This is a genomic window from Salibacterium aidingense DSM 18341 (assembly GCF_000429685.1).
Taxonomy (GTDB): domain Bacteria; phylum Bacillota; class Bacilli; order Bacillales; family Marinococcaceae; genus Salibacterium; species Salibacterium aidingense.
Map to the genome: position 1 here is coordinate 1 of NZ_AUCI01000030.1, position 19,667 is coordinate 19,667.

The window sequence follows — 19,667 nt, forward strand, 5'->3', positions numbered from 1 at the left end:
TTTCTTTGGCTTTCAACTGGCGTTCCAGGTCTTTGACGTGTTGGTGGTCGACAACCGGTTCGTCGTCAAATTCGCGGTATTGCTTCATCCATTCATACAACGCGCTTCGAGGAATCTGTAAGTCCTCGGCAATGTCGGTGATGTTTTTCTGTTGTTTGTGCTGCTGGACATAACGGACCGTGTCCTTTTTAAAAGCTTCGCTGTACTGTTGACGCTGTTCACCCATGGGGGAACCCTCCTTGTTGGTTTTATCATGCCATGTCCATGAAGAAGGTGTCCACTTTTTATTCTAAATTTAAGATGTCCGAAAGGGCGACGCCTAAAATATCCCGGCGTGACACCTCCCCGTGCACGGACGCTGCCTTCCACGTCATGGAGGGGTGAAAATTTATGAAAATCCATGAAAATAAAAGATTGAACCATCTCTGGAAGAGAAAATGAGAGATGATGAACGCTTACATCAACATTGGGAGCTGTCGATTTGTATGGTAAAATTCGTTTATTCATAACGGAGCTTTTGTAACAAGGCAAAAGTAAAGAACGAATTTTTTAATACAAAAGGAGACAGTAAACATTGAATACAGCGAAAATAAAACAGGAATGGCTGGGTAACGTCCGCGGCGATGTTCTAGCCGGAATGGTTGTGGCTCTGGCCTTAATACCCGAAGCCATCGCATTTTCCCTCGTCGCAGGTCTTGATCCAATGGTAGGCTTGTATGCATCCTTCAGTATTGCGGTAGTGATTGCCATCGTGGGAGGAAGACCCGGAATGATTTCAGCTGCCACGGGGGCCATGGCTTTATTGATGGTAACATTGGTTGCCGAACATGGGTTGGAGTATTTGCTCGCGGCAACGATTTTGACCGGCGTTATTCAAATAATATTCGGATGGAGTAAATTATCACGGATAATGAAGTTTGTTCCCCGTTCGGTAATGGTTGGATTCGTCAACGCCCTGGCCATCCTTATTTTTCTTTCCCAGGTGGAACACTTTGAAGGGGCCGGCTGGATGATGTATCTCCTTGCGGGAGCAACGCTTGCTATTATTTATTTATTTCCCAAAATAACGAAAGCTGTTCCTTCTACGCTGATTGCTATTATCGCCGTCACCGTGCTGGCCGTTTTTCTGGGAGCGGAAGTTCAAACAGTCGGGGATATGGGGGCACTGCCTGACACCCTTCCCGTATTTCTGATCCCGGAGATTCCTTTGAGTCTGGAGACCTTGAAGATTATTTTCCCGTATGCATTGGCTCTTTCTATCGTGGGGCTGTTGGAGTCCCTGCTGACCGCATCGATTGTAGATGACATGACGGACACAGAAAGTGATAAAGATAAAGAATCTCGCGGACAGGGGTATGCCAACGTGGTATCGGGATTTTTCGGCGGTATGGCCGGCTGCGCAATGATTGGCCAATCGGTGATTAATATGAAGTCCGGTGGAAACGGACGGTTATCTTCTCTTGTGGCAGGTCTCTTTTTAATGTTTTTGATTCTTGTGCTTGGAAATCTGGTTGTTCAGATTCCAATTGCGGCTCTGGCCGGAGTGATGATCATGGTTTCTATCAGCACCTTTGACTGGAATTCTATTAAAATGCTGCCAAAAGTCCCAAAAAGTGACTCTACGGTAATGGCTGCTACAGTGGTAACGGTGGTTGTCACCCATGATTTGTCGAAGGGCGTCCTCGCCGGAGTAGTGTTAAGTACCCTATTTTTTGCAGCTAAAATTTCAAAGGTAAAAGTGAAACAGGCCGGGGAAAGTACGGCGGCCCATATCGTCTATAAAGTGGAAGGCCAGCTGTTCTTTGCTTCCGTGACGGATTTCTCAAAAAGCTTTACGTTTGAAGAAAAAGCGGAAACCGTGGAGTTAGATCTCAGCCAGGCCCATTTGTGGGATGATTCCGCGGTGGAAGCGTTGGAGAAAGTAAAGGAAAAGTTCAGGCAGCGGGATATTCGAGTGATTCTGAGCGGAGTGAACAAAGAAAGTTCAAGATTAATGAGCCGGTTGGAAGGTCTATCTTCCGGCCATTAAGAAAGGCGCAAGCGCCCTGGACAGCCGCGACAGGTTCTACGAGCACAGGAGGTGCTTGTACCGCCATTCCGTACAGGACGTGCGCGGTTATAGGAGAAGTCCTTATGGAGGTTCGACTAAATGGGTCACGTCCAGTGACAACGTCGAACTGACCCACAACACGTGCGCCTCCGAGCGGCTGGGCGCTGAAGCTGGATCTTGAAAACTATCTATTAAAAAAGTGTGCCAAAGAGCGCACTTTTTTTCTGGTTAAGAAGAGGGTATGATGATAGAAAGGGCAGTGATAGAGGAGGGAACAAGTATGTATGAAAAGATATTGTTAGCTGCCGATGGTTCAGAGCACTCCCTTCGTGCTGTGAAGCATGCCATTGCTTTAGTGAAAGGAGAGCAAGCCCCGCATATCGATATTATTTATGTGGTAGACGGGGAAAAATCCAAATCGGATGTCCTCCATTATGGAAATACGGAAATCATTCAAACGAAACGTAAAGAAAAACTCACCCCTGTTGAAGAGATATTAATGAAGGAACATATATCCTACGAGGTCCACGTGAAACATGGGGAGCCGGGCCCCTCTATCGTAAAATTTGCGAATGAAGGAGACTATGATTGTGTAGTACTTGGCAGCCGCGGCTTGAATCAGCTTCAGACGATGGTTCTGGGAAGCGTCAGTCATAAAGTCGCTAAACGCGTAGAATGTCCGGTGATGATTGTAAAGTAAATAAGAGAGCGCATTTGGCAGAGCAGTGTGCTCTGGATGTATGTCATACAGACAGGCAGGAAACGAGCGGGGGAGCCGATCCATCCGTACCGGCTCTGCTCCATCCAGCTTAAGCTGCTAAAAATTTTCATCATGGTCTGGGTCATTGGGATCAATAGGGATTAAATCAAAGATTTCTCCCGTTTCTATCTTTTCCACCAATTTATTCAGCCAGATGTAATACGTTTTAGAGTTTTCCATAATTTGATACGTTTCATTGGCTTCTTCTTTTAAATTGTTCGAAACGTTATCATCATTTATAATTTGTATTAACAGCTCCTGAGCTTCTCTGACAGAATGAAGGTTCACTTTGGCTTCTCTTTCCCACTTCTGGGTGAAGAAGTTGGAGAAAAACTGAAAAAAATCCTTTTCCGCAACATATGTCTGTTTCCGTTTTCCTTTGCGAAACGTTTTTTTCACAACATTGAATTCCTGCAGTTTTTTCACACCGGTGCTCATGCTTGGTTTGCTCATTCCAAGTTTTTCGCGCATCTCATCCAGCGTCATATCCCCTTCAAGATACATCGTGCCGTAAAGGGTTCCGGCACTTCTGGTAACACCATATAAATCCATGGTTTCTGCGATGGAATCGACCACCAGATCTTTCGCATTATTTATGGATTCCCGTGCTTCCTGATCTGAAGAATGATCCATTTCAATCCTCCTTCATTTAAGTTATTAAATTTGTTAAATATATTCTTTACTTTAACATCTTAACGTATAACCCTGAGATGTTAAAGTAAAAATTCAATGAATGAATGACAGAGCAGGAGGGGGCATAAAAGGGATCAGGAAAAGATTCAGCATTCGGGTTTGACAGAAAAATAGAGGGATGATAAATTAAATACATTCGAAACGTTAAATTTTTTTTAAACAAATTAAATCGTTGTAGTTTTAATTAAGGAGGGATCCATGTGGCACTGAAAAAGATGTATATTGACGGTGCTTGGGTGGAGGCAAAGTCAAATGAAACCAGAGCCATTATTAATCCGTATAATCAGGAACTTGCGGCCGAAGCTGCGGAAGGAAACCGGGAAGACACCAAAGCGGCAATTCAGGCAGCCCGTACGGCTTTTGATAAAGGAGAATGGGCAACGGCTCCTGCAAGTGAAAGAGGAGAAGTTGTACAAAAAATCGCGGATTTTATCCGCCGGGATAAAGAAGAACTTGCTGAATTGGAAACCCTCGATACGGGCAAAACAATAGAAGAAAGTCGTGCTGATATGGTTGATATCGCCGGCGTCTTTCAATATTTTGCCGGACTCGCGGACAAGGATGCAGGAGAAGTGATTGCGTCTCCGATTCCGGATTCCGACAGCAAAGTAGTGCATGAACCAGTCGGTGTCTGCGGACAAATCACACCCTGGAACTATCCGCTTCTGCAGGCAGCCTGGAAGATTGCTCCGGCGCTTGCAGCTGGGAATACGATTGTCATGAAGCCTAGTGAAATCACCCCGCTTACTACTGTGAAAGTGTTTGAACTGATGGAAGAAGCAGGGACGCCAAAAGGGGTGGCCAACCTTGTTCTTGGGAAAGGCGCCGATGTCGGCGCAGAGCTTTCCGAAAACACGGATGTGGACCTTATCTCCTTTACGGGCGGTATTGAAACAGGAAAGAAAATTATGCAGGCTGGCAGTGTTAATGTGAAAAAAATTGCCCTTGAACTTGGCGGTAAAAACCCGAACATTGTGTTTGCCGATGCAGATTTTGAACTGGCTGTCGACCAGGCATTAAATGCGGCTTTTTTCCACGCCGGCCAGGTATGTTCTGCAGGAGCACGTCTTTTGGTGGAAGAAAGCATCCATGATGAATTTGTGGAAGAGCTCGTCAAGCGTGCTGGTAATATTAAACTGGGGAACGGTTTTGATGATCATACTCAATCAGGACCCGTTATTTCAGCAGAACACCTTGACAAGGTAGAAAAATATGTGGAAATTGGACAAAACGAAGGTGCGAAACTGGAAGTCGGCGGCAAACGCCCGAATGATCCAGAATTGCAGGATGGATTCTTCTATCTGCCGACCGTATTCAGCCATTGCACCTCCGATATGACCATCGTTCAGGAAGAAGTTTTTGGCCCAGTTCTCACAGTGGAGAAATTCAGCAGCCAGGAGGAAGCAGTGGCAAAAGCGAATGACACGATTTATGGACTGGCCGGAGCTGTCTTTACAACCGATGTCGGCAAGGCGGAAGAAGTCGCAGCAGGACTGCGTCTTGGTACTGTTTGGATCAATGATTTCCATCCGTACTTTGCCCAGGCCCCATGGGGCGGCTATAAGCAGTCCGGCATCGGCCGGGAGCTTGGAAAGCCGGGACTGGAAGAATACACAGAAACAAAACACATTTTCCGCAATAAAAAGCCGGAACCCATCCATTGGTTTAAATAACAGCACAGACCGGGAAATACGTCACCATGTGGATGAACCGCGGGAGGTATGATGATGAGTCTTAATATGAAAGTCGAGCACATGCTTGGATATCACTCCTTTGAAATTCCAACTGCCATTAAGCATGGGATCGGCGCTGTCAAGCATATCGGAGAGGAAGTACAAAATCTAGGAGCCGATAAAGTACTTCTGGTGACAGGTCCCGGGCTGTATAAAGCAGGAGCAGTCAACCCAGTTATAGTGAATCTGGAAGAAGCCGGCGTGGACGTTGTGATCTTTAATGATATAGAGCCAAACCCTCCGGTCCGTCTGATCGAAAAAGGGGCTAACGTGTATCAGCAGGAAGGATGTAACGGCCTGGTCGCTGTCGGCGGTGGAAGTCCGATGGATACAGCAAAAGGCATCGGCGTCGAAGTGACCCATGAGGGAAGTGTGCTGGATTATGAAGCAGCGGAAGGGAAAAAAGAACTTGAACATCGTATCCCCCCGCTTATTACCGTGCCTACTACGGCAGGAACAGGTTCAGAAGTAACACAATGGGCAGTGATTACAGACGAAGACCGCGAAATCAAGTTTAATACCGGCGGCCCGCTTATTGCGGCACACCTCGCCATCATCGATCCGGAACTTCACGTTTCGATGCCGCCTCATGTTACAGCAATGACCGGGATTGACGTTATTTCCCATGCGGTGGAATGCTATACCATGAAGTTGGCCCAGCCTGTTACCGATGCAGTAGCGCTTTTGGCTATGGAATACGCCGCAAAGTATATCCGCCGTGCCTATGCCGATGGTACCGATCTTGAAGCTCGTTATGGCATGGCACAGGGAGCGATGCTTGCCGGACTTGCCTACGGCAGTGAATCAGCAGGAGCAGCACACGCAATGAGCCAAACGCTCGGCGGTTTTATTCCGGTAGCGCACGGTCAGTGTGTCGCGGCTATGATGGGGCCGGTCATGGAATATAACTGGAAAGGGACGCCGGAACGCTTTGCCCGTATAGCGCAGGCCTTTGGTATTGATACTGCTCCAATGTCTAATGAGGAAGCAGCCAGAGCCGCTGTGAACTGGATGTATGATCTTGTCGAAGATCTGGACATTCCAACTCTGGAAGAGCAGGGAGTCGATCCAGAATTGATAGAACGACTTGCCAAAGCAGCGATGGAAGATCCCCAGACGGAAGGGAATCCACGGGATCTCAGCATTCCGGATTACGAATGGATCTACAAGCGCTGCTTTAACCAGGTTCCAAAAACGGTTTAATAAAAACGAGCGCCTGCTTTCTGTTTCATCAGGAGGCAGGCGTTGTTTATGAATAAAGATATTGAAAAGGGTAGTTAGTGCCGGGAAGGGACTGTCATAAACATCCAGAAATCAGGATGTTTTTTTAATGAAAAAAATATTATAATGATAACCAGCGAAAAGTCATTTACATCAGAGGGGGCGATTCTAATGAAGAAAGTTTTCATCATATGCGGCATTTGCCTTCTCGTTTTCCTTGCCGGCACCTATTTTAATCTCACCGTCAACCCGCCCTTAGCAGCTCATCCCAGCGCTTCGGCAAATCAAGCGTCTAATCACGTTCAACTAGTCACATTAGGAAACCAAAGTCCGCTCGGAGATATTAAAATAGAGGAAGTGCGGGTTAATAGCGATAACAAACCGGAAAGCGTGAAAATCCAAGTAAGTACCACCCCAAAAGGATTTATTATTTCTGATGATATGGAAGGGGAAAAAGAGAAACAATACACATTTCAAGACTTGGATTCAATAAAAATTCAAACAAATACGGACCCGCAAAAACATCTGGATAAAGTAAATAGTAGCACTGCAACTAAAAACGACCCCATCTATGCTCTTACATTAGGTCATAAGAATACCATTCATAACGTAATCATCCAATACCGATACTTTGGTATCGCATACGAAAACACAGTATCCATTGATTAGACTTCCGGGGAGACGGAGGAAGGAGAAAATATTCCCGGCATTGGGGGACATTTATTCCGTTATTTTCATTTTTCAGCGTCAAAAGACTACCGAAGATCCTAGATAGCGGAACAAATGTCCGAAAAGACTGCCGGAGGCCGCTGATTCCGCTATTTAACGGAATATATCTCCGCAGGTACGCCCTGACCACTAAGCATCCCCTTCAGCGGAGGAGAGACTCTGTTTTCCCAAGCTTGTTTGTTCTAGGCATTCTGCTGAGGGCCGCGGAGCAGAAAATCAATCAGACTTCCGGCAATCATTCCGAAAAATACATCTTGAATGTTCATCTGCTCACCGGCAAGCCCGTAGAGCAGTCCAATTCCTCCGAAGATAATGGTATAGCGCACCCGCATGATCGAATTAAAATAAGGAAACGAGGCCTGCAGACTTTCAAGAAAATAAGGGGAAAAATAAACAGCAACGATGATCACCACAATAATAATAAATAATACTTCCATCCATAAAACTCCCTTCCACACCTTCGAGCGTTCTTATCTTTCATTTTTCCTCTTCTTCCACCTTTTAAACAAACAGGCTTCTGAATTATCAAATTCAGGAGCCTGTTTCTGTATCATGAAGGGCGTGTAGCGTGTTTTTTAAATAAAGAGCAAGCAGAAGCAGGAGAATGAATGTGGTGAGCAGCCCTGCTGCTGTACTTCCGGTGAATCCAAGCACGAGAAAACCGAAAAAGGAAACTGCCGCCATCATCATAGCATACGGCAGCTGGGTAACGACATGGTCGATATGGTGGCTCCCGGCTCCAGTAGAGGAAAGAATTGTAGTGTCTGAAATAGGGGAACAATGATCTCCTAAAATAGCGCCTGCTATCACCGACGATAAGAATGGCAGCAGCATCGTAAGATCCAGCACAGCGGCAATTTCTCCGGCAATTGGAAGAAGAATGGTAAAAGTTCCCCAGGAGGTTCCGGTGGAGAAAGCGATCAAGCCAGCAGTTACAAATAATAATCCTGGAAGAAAGATCGCGGGGATAGATCCATCGAGAAGCCCTGCTATATATTCTCCTGTTTTTAATTCTGAAATAATGGAAACAATCATCCACGCTAAAATTAAGATGTAAATAGCGGGAAGCATGGAGCGGATGCCGTTCCAACTCGTTTTTGCAAGTCCTGTAAGAGAGGGACGTTTTGCCGCTGTCAGCATAAAAGAAACAACCAGACCAACCAGTCCTCCCAAAACAAGGGATTGAGCAACGTCTGTTTCTGCAAATACAGAGACTACTGTCACTTCCTCTACGGCTTGGATTCCGGTATAAACCATGAGAAAAACAGTGCTGAGGATAAGAGCAGCTATTGGAAGCACCAAATCACGAACTTGTCCATGGTGTTCATCAAGCGCTGAGGCTTGATGACCAGGTATACCGGCCCGGGATGGATCCAGCAGTTCATGGTGGAGGACCGCTCTTTCTTCATGTGTCCGCATGGCACCAATATCGAGTTTCCACACGATAACCAGAAACACAAACAGGATGGCGGAAAGTGCATAAAAATTCATTGGAAGCATGGAAATAAAGGCCTGAAACCCGCTCATCGACACTCCATGCTCCGCCGTAATATCATTTAACAGCGTAATAATATAGGCGCCCCAGCTCGATAACGGAGCAAGGACACAGATTGGAGCTGCTGCAGAGTCTACAATATAAGCAAGTTTTGCCCGCGAAATCCGGTGTCTATCTGTTAACGGGCGGCTCACCTGCCCCACGGTCAGACTATTAAAATAATCATCGATAAAAACGAGGATGCCAAAAATAAAGGTAACCAGCTGGGCGCCTGTCCGGGTTTTCACCCGTTTCAGCGCCCAATTCCCAAAGGCTCTGCTTCCTCCCGAAAAGCTGATCATAGAAGCCATGATGCCAAGCAGTAAGAGAAATAAAATAATAAATAATTCCCAGTTATTCAGGCTGCCTTCCGTTACAAAAATGGAAGCAAAGATTTCCCATAATTGCATGATGGAAGGGAATAACGACCAATCATTGAGCAGTAAAGCTCCAATAATAATGCCGGTCCCCAGGGAAGGAAGTACTTTCCTGGTTGCAATGATCATAGCAAGTGCTAAAAGCGGCGGCAGCAGAGACAAAGCCGTTGGTTCTTCCATTTATTCTTCTCCTTTCTATAAGGTGTTGCACAGAAAAACCTGGCTGGAAACAATCCCAGTCAGGTGAATACAGGCCGGCTATTCATACGGTGGAATAGAATCACTGGAATTATACCAGCCTTCTTGCAGCGGGGCAATATCATCTGTTATCTCGAGGAAGAGGGATGAAAGACATAGGATTCTATAGCATACGCCACGCCATCGTCATCATGGGAAGTGGTTGTATGGGTAGCTACCCGTTTTACATCCTCTTCTGCGTTTTCCATGGCAATGCTGACAGCCGCTGCATTAAAAAGGGGCAGATCATTGAAATTATCCCCGATGGCAAACGTAGAACCTACGTCCAGGCCGGCATATTCCAGTAAATCCAGGAGCCCTTTCCCTTTTTGAGTATCAGGATGCATGATTTCCAGGTTGTCCCGCCCGGAAGAGGTAACCGAAATATTGGTAAAGTCTCCCCAGTGCTCCACGCATCGCTGTAGTTTGGGTTCAAGCATGGATAAAATAAGAAACTTATAAACTGTTATATTTTTTTCTTTTAAAAGCTCAGGAGACGAGAGTTCCTTCATTTCATACTGCTTCCGGTGGCCGTCAGCACGGCGGCGGATCGCTTCTTTTATTTCTTCTCCCTTTTCTTTATCCTGGGTGTAGATATCAAGGTCATTCATAAAAAAATCCCGCGACCGCGGAGGACTGTAAATCCCGTCGTCTGTGTTAATGTGGTAGTAGTATTCATTGGTATCAAGCCAGTGGGCGAGATCTATCACATCTTGATAATCCATATAGGATTCTTTCACATGTTCGCCCTGCCACATCACCACACCTCCGTTTAAAGAAACGATCCCGTCCGGCACGAGGTTCACGTTTCCCAGTAAGCGTTTTACATCGGAAATACCTCTTCCTGTTGCCACGACAAACTTGTGTCCTTCTTCCTGCAGGCGCCGCAGTGTTTTTGCATTGTATTCTGATACATAGCCGTCACTGTGAAGAAGCGTACCATCCATATCTATCGCTACTATACTCATCATCGTCACCTTTTCATTTAAACATAATGTCGAGAAATATTTTATCATATTATATTCTGAGAAGCCCGCATTTTGTTGAAATCGGCAGACGATGAAAATGATTGACGAAACGACATTCATTGGATATAATCCTTAACGGAATGAAATATTACCTCGTATAGCCCGGACAAAAAGGGTCCGGGGTTTCTACTGGAAACCGATAAATTTCCGGCTACGGGTCTTCCTTTTTATAGGAGACTCGTAGCTTTTTTCATTGTATCAGAAAATATGTAATGGCAGCGTTTTGAGGTCCAGCTTCAGCGCCCATCCGCTCGGAGGCCCAATGGATTTGGGTCAGTTCGGCGTTGTCACAGGACGTGGCGCTCTTAGGCGAACATCGATAAGGTTCTTCTATTAAGACCGCGAACGTCCTGTTCCGGGCGTTGGAGCGTGGAAGGGACTCTGGACGGCAGGCAGCTCTCGCACCGTAGAAGAATCGTTGCCTACAAGCCCCCGCGTCCTATAGGGAACGGCGGCACAGCGTCTCCTGTACGTCGCAGAACCTGTCGCGGCTTCCCAAGACGTTTGGCTTTTCTTATAGAAAGAAGGGATGTATAGATGTTTCATATGGCAGCACAGGGAACGACATGGAAGCAGGAAATCACTGCTGGTCTTACATCATTTTTTACGATTGCTTATATCCTTGTCGTGAACCCTGCTATTTTGGCGGATACCGGGATGCCCTATTCGTATGCGCTTCTGGCCACGGTGCTTGTCACTGTTATTGGATGCTTTCTAATTGGAGTGTGGGGAAATGCACCGATTGTTTTAACGCCGGGCATGGGGATAAATGCGTTTTTCACGTATACCATTGTAGAAGGCTTTGGGTTGACATGGCAGCAGGGGCTGGCAGCTGTATTTGCAGCTGGCTGCGTCTTTTTTATCGCTGCCGTAACACCGCTTGCCGGACAACTTACATCAGCTGTGCCCGAATCGTTGAAGCTGGGAATTACCGTAGGGATTGGAATGTTTCTTTCGTTTATCGGCCTGCAGAAAGGCGGTCTGATTGCCGCAGACGAGGATACATTTGTGACACTTGGCTCTTTATCTTCGTCTCTGCCTTTATTAACGATATTCGGTCTGATCCTAACGCTGGCTCTGTTTGTTCGAAAGGTGAAAGGAAGTTTTCTTATTGGAATAACAGTAACGACAGTTGCAGGTCTGTTCTTTGGAATAGAGGGAGAACAGGCGGGAACGCATGTTTCTTTTTCCGGCTATGGTTCCATGCTGAAGGCGCTCGACTTCAGCGGCTGGCTGGAGCTTTCCTTTTGGGTATCGGTATTTTCGCTAACGATCATTATCATGTTTGAAAGCATGGGCTTGTTACAGGGGATGCTCCCGGATCAGAATAAATTTTCGAGATCCTACCAGGCTTCCGCTATCGCTGCATTGTCAGCCGGAGTATTGGGTACCTCCCCTACGATACCAACAGTAGAAAGTGCTTCAGGAATAGCAGAAGGGGGGAGGACCGGAGTGACAGCTATCGTAGTCGGCGTGTTGTTTGCTCTCTCGCTTTTATTCGCCCCTTTCTTCACGAGCATTCCGGAAGGAGCGATTGCGCCGGTTTTAGTTATTGTCGGAGGGCTGATGGTACAGGAAATCCGCCATATTACGTTTCATGACATGTCGGAATGGTTTCCCGCTTATTTAATTATTGGGCTCATTCCGCTGACTTCTTCCATTGCAGATGGCATCGCATTTGGGTTTATCGCATATCCGCTGCTGAAATTAGCGCTTGGTCGTCCGAGGGCTGTTTCCCCGCTGATGTATATGATCTCCGGCCTGTTTCTGTTAAATTATATTCTTCTTCTGGGACTTTAAGGTCTGCACTCTCTTATATGTAATGCATAGGCTGAAAGAAAAAGGGGGGCTCTTATGAGAAACAGTCGCGATAAACATAGTGCATCTCTGCCCCCCTATACGATGTCAGATTTATTTCAGGGGGAAAATCTTGATATTATTGCTGCCGTTTTGCTTATCACCGGTAAGCTGAGGGTGAATTCAGCAGAACTCTACCGCGGAGAGCCTACCGTATTAGTTACCCTCATTGGGGAATATAGAAAAAGCTCTTCCTCCAAATCAGAAAAACTGGCAGCTTTTTTGGAAGAAAACGGGGATATGACCGTGGATGATGTTTTACATGCTGTCCGCCGCCGGATGCAGGAAGAAGGGGGGACGGATTTCTGATTAATAATGGTTTGATCTTTGTCGCTCTGCTGCTGCTTCTCATCTTTGGTTCAACGAAGATCCAAGGGTTAACGACCAGTCCTGAATTCTTTGAATAAGAAAAAACAGCGGAAGGAAGCATTCCCTCCGCTGTTTTTTTAACCTATAAAAGAATTCTCATGGAATACGAGATTAGGATATTTTTCTTTGGCCATGTTCATCTGGAACTCATTATCAAATAAAGCAACAAGTTTTTCATCTCGATCCACGGCCAGGTTCCTCTGTTTTTTCTTGAACTGTTCCAGCTCTTCCGTGTCTCCGCTGATCCAGCGGGCGATGGAGAAGGGGAGATGCTCCATTCTGATGTCGGCTTTATATTCATGTTTGAGCCGGTGTTCCAGCACTTCAAATTGAAGTTCTCCTACCACTCCGATAATCTGCTGTTCCGGATAACGGTTATACGTGTGGAAGAGCTGGATGGCTCCTTCTTCCGTCAACTGCTGGAGCCCTTTTTCAAACGATTTATGCTTCATCGCGTCTTTGACCGAAATGGCAGCGAAATGTTCCGGTGAAAAGTGAGGCATTTCAGCAAATTGAAATGTCCCTTTTTCCGCAAGAGTGTCTCCGATGCGGAAGGTCCCCGGATCAAACAGGCCGATGATATCCCCGGCATACGCCTCCTGAACAATACTGCGGTCTTGTGCCAAAAATTGAGTCGGCTGAGCCAGGCGCATCGTTTTATTTAGCCGGACGTGGTTCACATTCATGCCTTGCGTATATTTTCCTGACGTGATCCGCATAAAAGCAATCCGGTCCCGGTGTTTGGGGTTCATATTCGCCTGAATTTTAAAGATGAACCCGGAAAACAGGTCTTGTACAGGCTCTACCACTCCCTGATCACTTTCTCTTCCGACCGGAGAAGGGGCAAAGTACAGAAAATGTTCCAAAAAGTTCTGCACACCGAAGTTCGAAATGGCACTCCCAAAAAATACCGGTGTCAGTTCCCCTTGAAATATTTTGTCTTCATCGTAAGGGTCCCCGGCGACATCAAGCAGTTCAATTTCTTCCCGGAACTGGGCCAGGAACGATGGATCGACCAATTCATCAAGAATAGGGTCCTCCGGTCCAGAAGTTTGCTTTACTTCAACATCGGAAGGATTTTCCGAGTTAAAGAGTTCCACTTTTTTAGAATGCCGGTCATAAATCCCGTAAAAATTCTGGCCCATGCCGATCGGCCAGTTCATCGGATAGGAACGGATACCGAGTATTTCTTCCATTTCTTCCATTAACTCAAATGGATCCCTTACTTCCCGGTCTAATTTGTTGATAAACGTAAAAATCGGGATGCCGCGCATGCTGCAGACTTTAAATAATTTCTCTGTTTGCGCCTCCACCCCTTTGGCTGCGTCAATAAGCATTGTTGCCGAATCGGCCGCAGTCAAGGTGCGGTACGTGTCTTCACTGAAATCTTCGTGGCCCGGGGTATCCAGAATGTTAATATGATGATCCTTATAGTGGAACTCTAACACGGAACTTGTGACAGAAATCCCACGTTGTTTTTCTATTTCCATCCAGTCACTGGTGGCGTGTTTTGTATTTTTCTTCCCTTTAACGGACCCCGCTTCCCGGATCGCTCCTCCAAAATAAAGAAGCTTTTCCGTTAACGTTGTTTTTCCGGCATCGGGGTGGGAGATAATCGCAAAGGTTTTGCGGGAGGTGATTTCTTCCTGTAACTTACTCATCTCATAACCCTTTCTACGTATAACATTTAACCCTTCTATAATAAATAATTCCTTCTAACGAAACAATACATTCCCAGACCCTCCACCAAAAAAGAGTCAGTAGCAAATTATTTCTCCTGAAAGACGAACCTTACGTGACACGACGGAAGCTGGGAAACAGTCCGCATGTGCCTATGAATTCAGTTCATAGGAAAAAAGGCAGGGCTGGAACAGCGATCATTCAGCAGTATACTCCTTTCCTATAGGGGATGTAAGAGGGCAGAGGCGGCATGAAAAATCCGAACGATGCCGAATTCTAAACATAGAATCTAAGATGGTCGTTCGGATTTTTATTCGACCTATATGATTTTGGCCCAGAGTCTATAGAATTTATGTATTGGAAACAGTGTGCTGCTGCAGGGCCTGTTCCAATGTTAAAAATTTGGATACCTGCTTAAAACTGATGCCCAGCTGTACGATTGTCTGAGAGAGCTCCGGCCTCATACCGGATATACTTGTATCAATCCCAAGGAGCTGCAGGGCTTCGATCAGTTGATTTAAATGCTGGGCAAACCAAGTATTTATCGTGTTAATCCCCGATAAGTCTATAATTAAATACGACAATTCCAGTTCGGTAGCCCGCTCCAGCGTACGTTCCTGCAGAAATTCAGATCGTTCATCATCCATATCTCCAATGAGCGGAAGTACAGCTGTGCCCTGCTTAATTGGAACAACAGGAACAGAAATTTCCTGCATCTCCTGTTTGGCCCGTTCTAATGCCGTAATGTGCTGGTGCAGAAAGGTGTAGCTGAACGCATGGGCAGCTTTGTCCAAAAGAGATTCAAACTGACTGTATATAAAGAAGGAATCATGCAGGGTTAAATCGAATTCGAGGCATTTTCTTTCAATCGTGCTGGTAAGTACTTCACGGAATTGAGGAATAACCTCTAACGCCGTGGAAAGGGAAACTTCATTGCTTAAACAGTAAGCTGCTGCTTTCTCTCCCCACGCTCTAATCTCTTCTTTTAAATCCGGTGATTCCGGAGACTTGTCATGAATCCCTTCCCCAATGGTCTGAAATAACTCTTTGTTTAATTCTAAAAAATAATCGTTGTTGCGGGTGAAGTGAAATCTTTCATCTAAATGCTGGAGCTGATGCATCTGTTCCTTTAAATCTTCCGTATTTTTCAGTATGTCTTCCCCGATTTTTTGAAATGTCTGGTCTCGGTTAACCATCCTATCTAACTCCTGTTCTTCTAAAGATTCATCTGTAAAAACAAAAGCATATCTTATTAATAATACCCTTTATTTTAATTTTAAAACATAGAAAGAGCAAAAAAAGCAAACAAATGAGAAAATTTCGTAGAAATGTGGAAGGGTTCTATAAAAATGTAAAAGTTCTTTATTTTTGATTTAAATGGAGTGCCGCTGTGGTATCTTTTAACTAAAGCAAGAGATGAACGTAGCCGTTCATGCTCTTCCATTATACAAAGGAGGAATAAAGATGAGCAAAAAAATGTTGTATGCTTTATTGACCGGAGTATTGACAGTTAGTGTCCTGGGGGCTTGCGGTGACACAGAAGGTGAAGATCCAACAATGGAAGAGGATCCAGCAATGGAAGAAGACATGGAAGGTTAAACAAGATGAAGCAGAAAGCGCTGCCGGACCGGCAGCGCTTTTTTTGGTGCTCCAGCCCTTCTTTTTCCTTTTTACGTATTGTATTTCTTATTGGAAGGAGATTCCGGACCCCCGATATGAACTTTTCATTTTCATTACTTTTTTTTACGTTTTTATAAGAAGAACCAAGTACAAAGTTGGGATAGTATTTGAAGGGCAGGCAAGACTTTTGTAATGAAATAGAGAAGAACAGGGGCTTGATAAAGAAGAAGCTATCCATTTTCTAGAATAGTGGAAGGAAAAAAGTCGGAGAGAAAATAACGGTATGCTTTTCCATAAAAACCCACCTCCCCTTTCATAGATTTTGAGATATGGCATAATGACATGTGGAGGTGTTCAACATGAAAAAAATCATCATAGCATCGGCTGTACTACTCGCATTTCCGGCAGCCGCTCAAGCTCAGGACTGTTATACAGTAGAAAAAGGAGATACTTCAGAAATTTCCAATAACCTGCAGGTATCTCTTGAAGAGATCTTCCAGCAAGACGGTCAATCGTTTACGATCAACCCGGAAGATTTTGAGCTGCCGCAGCAGCAGGAAGAACAAGAAAATGGAAAAGATAATACCGAAGAGCAGTCTGGAAATGAAGCGGAGGAGAATGAAAACAGCTCCGGCGATAATAACGCTTCGGAAGAACCTTCTGCCGAGCAGCCGGCAGAGCAGGCAGAACCTGAACCATCCACGGAGGAACCTGCGGAAGAAACAACGGAAGAAACAGACGCTCAACCTTCAGAAGAAGCAAATGCTGAAGAAGAGACCTCCGATGATGCAGAAACTCAATCGGAAAGTGAATTTGAGCAGCGTGTGATTGAGTTGACCAACCAAGAAAGAGAACAAGCCGGATTGGAACCGTTGAAACCATATAGTGAACTTTCAGATGTGGCCAGAGACAAATCGGAAGACATGCGGGACGCCGGGTATTTTTCCCATAATAGCCCGAACTACGGAAGTCCTTTTGATATGATGGATACTTATAATATTGAGTATCAAGGGGCCGGTGAGAATATTGCTGCAGGACAGCGTTCCCCGGAACAGGTAGTAGAAGGCTGGATGAATTCGGAAGGCCACCGCGAAAACATTCTAAATGGTGACTTTACTCATATCGGAGTCGGCCATGCCGAAGGCGGCAGCTATGGCAACTACTGGACGCAAATGTTTGTGACAAAATAATAGAATCCAATTAGCAAATCCTCTTCTAAATGCAGAAGAGGATTTTTTACGGTTCATCCTTAGGAGGAGTCTGGGAGGGGACCATGATATCGCCGTTAATCGCTGATAGAGCGGAAAACGTCCGCCCGAGGCAAACGCTCGTAAGTGTGCAAAGGCCGGAAGCAGCCGTAGAGGACATGAACGAATGATCTAATCTCTTATTGTTCTCCATATCGGCTTTTGTGCCCATTAGCACAAAATAATTCCACTGTACTTTTCTCCAGGATTCCTGAATGGTTGTACAGGGGGGATAGGATGGCTGCCTATAAGCTGACAGCGTTGGGAAAGGAAGATAAAACGGTCGTATAGTGTTCAAGGGATGAACAGCTCCCACCTGCAACGAAGGCCGTCAAGCAAACTCCCTGAAAAAACAGGGGTTGAGAAGATTTTCGGAATTACAGCAGAATTGATTATAAAGGCAGAACATAAAGAAATACAGCAAAAAAATGCAGAATAGAGCCGCCGAGTACAAATAAGTGCCAGACCGCGTGGTGATAAGGAAAATGGCGCCACATGTAAAAGACCGTTCCAACTGTATAAAGCAGTCCTCCTCCTACTAAAAGGCCGATTCCTGCTGAAGGCAGCGTCTCTACCAAAGGCTTCCACGCAAAGACAATAATCCATCCCATAAAGATATAAAAGATGGTCGACAGGAACATAAATTTCTTTACAAAAAACACTTTGAACCCTATCCCTGCCATTGCCGTTCCCCACACAATTCCAAACAACGTCCAGCTCAAGGCACCTTCGAGAACGTGGAAGAGAAAGGGAGTGTAAGTACCGGCAATGAAAAGGTAGATAGAGGCGTGATCCAAAATCTCAAACAAATCTTTCGCTTTTCCGTGTTTCAGGAGATGAAGCAGAGTGGAGCAGACATACAATAACAGCATTGTCGTTCCGTAAATGGTAACACTCACGATATGAAAAGGAGTGGCATTCAAACTGGCAAATACAATGAGAATGGCAGCGGCAGCGATACTCAAGGCAATACCGACAGCATGAGTAGCTGCATTTACCATCTCTTCTTTCCGGGAAAACGTATGGACTTCGGCCATTCCTATCTTCTTCCTTTCTATGCTAAGCAATAAAACAACTGAATTTATTTTAACATACCTCCATGGTTTACTCGAATGGAGCCTCAGGGAATGAGAGCAGTAGAACCGGCGGAAAACTACTAGAAAGGCAGAGGTGAGGATGATGGCTAATATTATTATCCCGTATTACAGTATGTATGGTCATGTTTTTCAATTGGCCAATGAAGTTGTTAAGGGTGCTGAACAGACAGGGGCAGAGGTCAAATTAGCAAAAGTGAGAGAATTTGAGGAAGTACGGCAGGCGATGGCGGAAGATGATGCCTATATCAAGGCGCAGGAGGCTCAAAAAGAAATCCCTGAGGCGGAGCATGAAGATTTGAAATGGGCGGACGGCATTATCTGGGGCGTACCTACGCGATATGGAAATATGCCGGCCCAGCTGAAACAATTTCTGGATTCGGCCGGGGCCCTTTGGATGAACGGGAAATTAGAGGGAAAAGCAACGGCCGTATTTACCAGTACTGGGTCCATCCATGGAGGCCAGGAAACCACCGCGATTACAACATTGGTTCCACTGCTTCATTTCGGCCTTATCTACGTAGGACTGCCTTATGGAGAAAATCAGGAAATGCTGACGACGGAGGGCATAGGAGGCTCTCCTTATGCTGCTTCCACCATAGCCGGAGTGGATGGCTCCAATCAACCGGTCGAACAGGAATTCACGATGGCCCGGCGACTGGGAGCCCGTGTTGCTCACGTATCGGAAAAATTAAGTCAATAATAAAAAAACCTGCCGTAGGACGTTGGGTCCCGGCAGGATTTTATTACCGGCAAAAACATGCTTACCTATGACAGTTGTTGTTTCTCTTGTGGCAATCCAGTGGTTTGATGCTTTATTAGGATTATAAAAGTAAAGAGAGCCGTAGCCTTGTCCTTCAAATGCAATTGCTTCTTTTACCGCGCGCATGGATTCCGCATCGGCAGGTTTATTGATTTCTCCGTTGCCGACAGGAGAAAAAGAAGGATAGCCGGTGGCAGATACATCGTACACCACTCCTTCAATACTATCAGGGAAGTCGGAACTTGCGACTCGGTTTAGTACGACAGTAGCTACCGCGACTTTCCCGGTATAAGATTCTCCTTTGGCTTCAGCATGCACAAGGCGTGCCATTAATTCCTGATCCTGCGCGGAGACGCCGGAAGGAAGAGCCAGGGTTTCCCCAGTGTTCACATGACCGGAATTCTTGCCGTTTTCGTCTTTTATATCGACAACGGAGACACCGTGATCCATAGCAATTTCCCAAAGTGTTTCTCCTTCATTTACGGTATGCGTACCGGCTGCTTCGGTTGTAGTTCCAATCGAAACGAACAGAGCCAAAAACAGGCCGGCCATCTTTATTTTTTTCATGATGTTCATGAACCTCCTGTATTCATAGTGAAAAAATCACAAAATCAGATTATCAGGAGAGGAGAGGGAAATCAGCAGGGAATCATAACCAATGGTCCCTGTCAATTG

Annotated in this window: 19 protein-coding genes and 1 riboswitch; of the genes, 10 read left to right on the forward strand and 9 right to left on the reverse strand. The window is 45.6% G+C overall.

Going from position 1 to position 19,667, the window contains the following annotated elements; translation table 11 throughout:
- The coding region (locus G475_RS0119415; RefSeq protein WP_026702699.1) for a transposase at nucleotides 1-226 on the reverse strand (226 nt) is incomplete at its 3' end.
- A gap of 348 nt (nucleotides 227-574) precedes the next feature.
- Between G475_RS0119415 and G475_RS0119420 the strand changes: the two genes are divergently transcribed.
- Together G475_RS0119420 and G475_RS0119425 are read left to right on the forward strand one after the other, a co-directional pair.
- On the forward strand, nucleotides 575-2,029 hold the full coding sequence (locus tag G475_RS0119420; RefSeq protein ID WP_026702700.1) for a SulP family inorganic anion transporter: 1,455 nt from the start codon (nucleotides 575-577) through the stop codon (nucleotides 2,027-2,029).
- Between the two features lie 301 nt (nucleotides 2,030-2,330).
- Nucleotides 2,331-2,750, forward strand: coding sequence for a universal stress protein (locus G475_RS0119425; protein WP_026702701.1), 420 nt, complete (start codon nucleotides 2,331-2,333; stop codon nucleotides 2,748-2,750).
- 117 nt (nucleotides 2,751-2,867) lie between these two features.
- Here G475_RS0119425 and cudC read toward each other — a convergent pair whose 3' ends face one another.
- The gene (gene cudC, locus G475_RS0119430; protein ID WP_026702702.1) at nucleotides 2,868-3,443 is read right to left on the reverse strand and encodes a choline uptake/conversion transcriptional regulator CudC; all 576 of its coding nucleotides are present in this window, start codon (nucleotides 3,441-3,443) and stop codon (nucleotides 2,868-2,870) included.
- A gap of 275 nt (nucleotides 3,444-3,718) precedes the next feature.
- On the opposite strand from cudC, the gene betB reads away from it, so the two are divergent.
- The 3 genes from betB to G475_RS0119445 all read left to right on the forward strand — a co-directional run bounded on the left by betB (nucleotide 3,719) and on the right by G475_RS0119445 (nucleotide 7,126).
- Nucleotides 3,719-5,176 (forward strand): betaine-aldehyde dehydrogenase, encoded by a 1,458-nt coding sequence (betB, locus tag G475_RS0119435; RefSeq protein WP_035712049.1) that lies wholly within the window; start codon nucleotides 3,719-3,721, stop codon nucleotides 5,174-5,176.
- Between the two features lie 54 nt (nucleotides 5,177-5,230).
- Nucleotides 5,231-6,439, forward strand: coding sequence for an iron-containing alcohol dehydrogenase (locus G475_RS0119440; protein ID WP_026702704.1), 1,209 nt, complete (start codon nucleotides 5,231-5,233; stop codon nucleotides 6,437-6,439).
- 189 nt (nucleotides 6,440-6,628) lie between these two features.
- Nucleotides 6,629-7,126 (forward strand): hypothetical protein, encoded by a 498-nt coding sequence (locus tag G475_RS0119445; protein WP_026702705.1) that lies wholly within the window; start codon nucleotides 6,629-6,631, stop codon nucleotides 7,124-7,126.
- A gap of 242 nt (nucleotides 7,127-7,368) precedes the next feature.
- Here the strand turns inward: G475_RS0119445 and G475_RS0119450 are convergent, their stop codons facing one another.
- From G475_RS0119450 to G475_RS0119460, 3 genes are all read right to left on the reverse strand, one after another.
- The gene (locus G475_RS0119450) at nucleotides 7,369-7,623 is read right to left on the reverse strand and encodes a hypothetical protein (RefSeq protein ID WP_026702706.1); all 255 of its coding nucleotides are present in this window, start codon (nucleotides 7,621-7,623) and stop codon (nucleotides 7,369-7,371) included.
- Nucleotides 7,624-7,717: 94 nt separating this feature from the next.
- Nucleotides 7,718-9,277, reverse strand: a complete 1,560-nt coding sequence (locus G475_RS25730; RefSeq protein WP_156911808.1) for a Na+/H+ antiporter NhaC family protein — start codon at nucleotides 9,275-9,277, stop codon at nucleotides 7,718-7,720.
- Between the two features lie 146 nt (nucleotides 9,278-9,423).
- Nucleotides 9,424-10,422 (reverse strand): Cof-type HAD-IIB family hydrolase, encoded by a 999-nt coding sequence (locus tag G475_RS0119460; protein WP_026702707.1) that lies wholly within the window; start codon nucleotides 10,420-10,422, stop codon nucleotides 9,424-9,426.
- A 13-nt stretch (nucleotides 10,423-10,435) separates the two neighbouring features.
- Nucleotides 10,436-10,536: riboswitch (purine riboswitch) on the forward strand.
- A gap of 363 nt (nucleotides 10,537-10,899) precedes the next feature.
- Here G475_RS0119460 and G475_RS0119465 point away from each other — a divergent pair.
- Both G475_RS0119465 and G475_RS0119470 read left to right on the forward strand, forming a co-directional pair.
- Complete coding sequence (locus G475_RS0119465; RefSeq protein WP_026702708.1) at nucleotides 10,900-12,162, forward strand: NCS2 family permease; 1,263 nt, start codon at nucleotides 10,900-10,902, stop codon at nucleotides 12,160-12,162.
- Nucleotides 12,163-12,216: 54 nt separating this feature from the next.
- Complete coding sequence (locus tag G475_RS0119470) at nucleotides 12,217-12,528, forward strand: hypothetical protein (protein ID WP_026702709.1); 312 nt, start codon at nucleotides 12,217-12,219, stop codon at nucleotides 12,526-12,528.
- 137 nt (nucleotides 12,529-12,665) lie between these two features.
- On the opposite strand, the gene G475_RS0119475 is transcribed toward G475_RS0119470, so the two are convergent.
- Both G475_RS0119475 and G475_RS0119480 read right to left on the reverse strand, forming a co-directional pair.
- Entirely contained in the window at nucleotides 12,666-14,249 is a 1,584-nt protein-coding gene (locus tag G475_RS0119475; RefSeq protein WP_026702710.1) for a peptide chain release factor 3, read from the reverse strand.
- A 369-nt stretch (nucleotides 14,250-14,618) separates the two neighbouring features.
- A complete protein-coding gene (locus G475_RS0119480; RefSeq protein WP_026702711.1) occupies nucleotides 14,619-15,464 on the reverse strand; it encodes an STAS domain-containing protein in 846 nt (281 codons plus the stop codon).
- Nucleotides 15,465-15,732: 268 nt separating this feature from the next.
- Between G475_RS0119480 and G475_RS27925 the strand changes: the two genes are divergently transcribed.
- Nucleotides 15,733-15,867, forward strand: coding sequence for a hypothetical protein (locus tag G475_RS27925; protein ID WP_267880114.1), 135 nt, complete (start codon nucleotides 15,733-15,735; stop codon nucleotides 15,865-15,867).
- A gap of 380 nt (nucleotides 15,868-16,247) precedes the next feature.
- Nucleotides 16,248-17,078, forward strand: coding sequence for a CAP domain-containing protein (locus tag G475_RS0119495; protein WP_026702712.1), 831 nt, complete (start codon nucleotides 16,248-16,250; stop codon nucleotides 17,076-17,078).
- Between the two features lie 449 nt (nucleotides 17,079-17,527).
- On the opposite strand, the gene trhA is transcribed toward G475_RS0119495, so the two are convergent.
- A complete protein-coding gene (gene trhA / locus G475_RS0119505) occupies nucleotides 17,528-18,172 on the reverse strand; it encodes a PAQR family membrane homeostasis protein TrhA (RefSeq protein WP_026702713.1) in 645 nt (214 codons plus the stop codon).
- 142 nt (nucleotides 18,173-18,314) lie between these two features.
- On the opposite strand from trhA, the gene wrbA reads away from it, so the two are divergent.
- Nucleotides 18,315-18,932 (forward strand): NAD(P)H:quinone oxidoreductase, encoded by a 618-nt coding sequence (gene wrbA / locus G475_RS0119510; RefSeq protein ID WP_026702714.1) that lies wholly within the window; start codon nucleotides 18,315-18,317, stop codon nucleotides 18,930-18,932.
- Here wrbA and G475_RS25735 read toward each other — a convergent pair.
- Nucleotides 18,921-19,559: a cell wall hydrolase gene (locus tag G475_RS25735; protein ID WP_051302752.1), complete on the reverse strand. Its 639-nt coding sequence runs from the start codon at nucleotides 19,557-19,559 to the stop codon at nucleotides 18,921-18,923. The genes wrbA and G475_RS25735 overlap by 12 nt on opposite strands.
- Between the last annotated feature and the right edge of the window lie 108 nt (nucleotides 19,560-19,667).

Excerpts from the sequence above, each read along its gene's own strand:
- G475_RS0119440 (WP_026702704.1), top strand. The coding sequence starts at position 5,231 with ATGAGTCTTAATATGAAAGTCGAGCACATGCTTGGATATCACTCCTTT.
- G475_RS0119480 (WP_026702711.1), bottom strand. The coding sequence starts at position 15,464 with ATGGTTAACCGAGACCAGACATTTCAAAAAATCGGGGAAGACATACTG.
- G475_RS25735 (WP_051302752.1), bottom strand. The coding sequence starts at position 19,559 with ATGAAAAAAATAAAGATGGCCGGCCTGTTTTTGGCTCTGTTCGTTTCG.
- G475_RS0119445 (WP_026702705.1), top strand. The coding sequence starts at position 6,629 with ATGAAGAAAGTTTTCATCATATGCGGCATTTGCCTTCTCGTTTTCCTT.
- G475_RS27925 (WP_267880114.1), top strand. The coding sequence starts at position 15,733 with ATGAGCAAAAAAATGTTGTATGCTTTATTGACCGGAGTATTGACAGTT.
- G475_RS0119470 (WP_026702709.1), top strand. The coding sequence starts at position 12,217 with ATGAGAAACAGTCGCGATAAACATAGTGCATCTCTGCCCCCCTATACG.
- trhA (WP_026702713.1), bottom strand. The coding sequence starts at position 18,172 with ATGGCCGAAGTCCATACGTTTTCCCGGAAAGAAGAGATGGTAAATGCA.
- G475_RS0119460 (WP_026702707.1), bottom strand. The coding sequence starts at position 10,422 with ATGAATGTCGTTTCGTCAATCATTTTCATCGTCTGCCGATTTCAACAA.
- G475_RS0119465 (WP_026702708.1), top strand. The coding sequence starts at position 10,900 with ATGTTTCATATGGCAGCACAGGGAACGACATGGAAGCAGGAAATCACT.
- wrbA (WP_026702714.1), top strand. The coding sequence starts at position 18,315 with ATGGCTAATATTATTATCCCGTATTACAGTATGTATGGTCATGTTTTT.
- G475_RS25730 (WP_156911808.1), bottom strand. The coding sequence starts at position 9,277 with ATGGAAGAACCAACGGCTTTGTCTCTGCTGCCGCCGCTTTTAGCACTT.
- G475_RS0119475 (WP_026702710.1), bottom strand. The coding sequence starts at position 14,249 with ATGAGTAAGTTACAGGAAGAAATCACCTCCCGCAAAACCTTTGCGATT.
- betB (WP_035712049.1), top strand. The coding sequence starts at position 3,719 with ATGTATATTGACGGTGCTTGGGTGGAGGCAAAGTCAAATGAAACCAGA.
- G475_RS0119450 (WP_026702706.1), bottom strand. The coding sequence starts at position 7,623 with ATGGAAGTATTATTTATTATTATTGTGGTGATCATCGTTGCTGTTTAT.
- cudC (WP_026702702.1), bottom strand. The coding sequence starts at position 3,443 with ATGGATCATTCTTCAGATCAGGAAGCACGGGAATCCATAAATAATGCG.
- G475_RS0119495 (WP_026702712.1), top strand. The coding sequence starts at position 16,248 with ATGAAAAAAATCATCATAGCATCGGCTGTACTACTCGCATTTCCGGCA.
- G475_RS0119425 (WP_026702701.1), top strand. The coding sequence starts at position 2,331 with ATGTATGAAAAGATATTGTTAGCTGCCGATGGTTCAGAGCACTCCCTT.